Below are 515 nucleotides of genomic sequence, written 5' to 3'. Positions count from 1 at the left end.
GCTCATCCCGAAGGCGTCGACCGGCACGTTGTGGTTCTTGCCGATCCAGAAGGTGCTCCAGCCCGCGTCGCGCAGGATGCTGGCGATCGTGCCGTTTTCCAGCGGGATATGCCCGTTGTAGCCGGGGAAACCCGTGGCAGCTTCCGAGATGGTGCCAAAGCCGTTGGCATGGTGGTTGTGGCCAGTCAGGAAGCAAGAGCGTGTCGGCGAACAGACGGCAGTCGTGTGCCACTGCGTGTAGGTGAGCCCGTTCTTCGCCAGCCGGTCGAGCGTCGGCATCTCGATGCGTCCGCCATAGGGCGACCAGGCTGCCTGGCCGGTGTCGTCGTAGAGGATGACGAGGACGTTGGGGGCATCCTTGGGTGCCCGATTGTCGAGGAAGGCGTCCCAATCCGCCTTGGAATCGCGAACGTCGAGCGCGATCTTGCCCTTGAATGAACGTGTCATTGCTCTCCTCCTCTTGGTGTCCTGTTGTCGCCTCTACTGCCGTTCCACTGGTGGCGGCGTCCAGGAGC

The 515-nt window shown here is 63.1% G+C and carries 1 protein-coding gene; it reads right to left on the bottom strand.

Annotated elements, in window-relative coordinates; genetic code table 11:
* Window positions 1-447: sulfatase-like hydrolase/transferase (locus ACXJ7R_RS36190; RefSeq protein ID WP_457155955.1), on the bottom strand; the 447-nt coding region annotated here is incomplete at its 3' end.
* Window positions 448-515 lie beyond the last annotated feature (68 nt).

This window comes from Mesorhizobium sp. P5_C1, from assembly GCF_054049815.1.
This window is presented reverse-complemented; position numbering and strand designations above follow the sequence as displayed.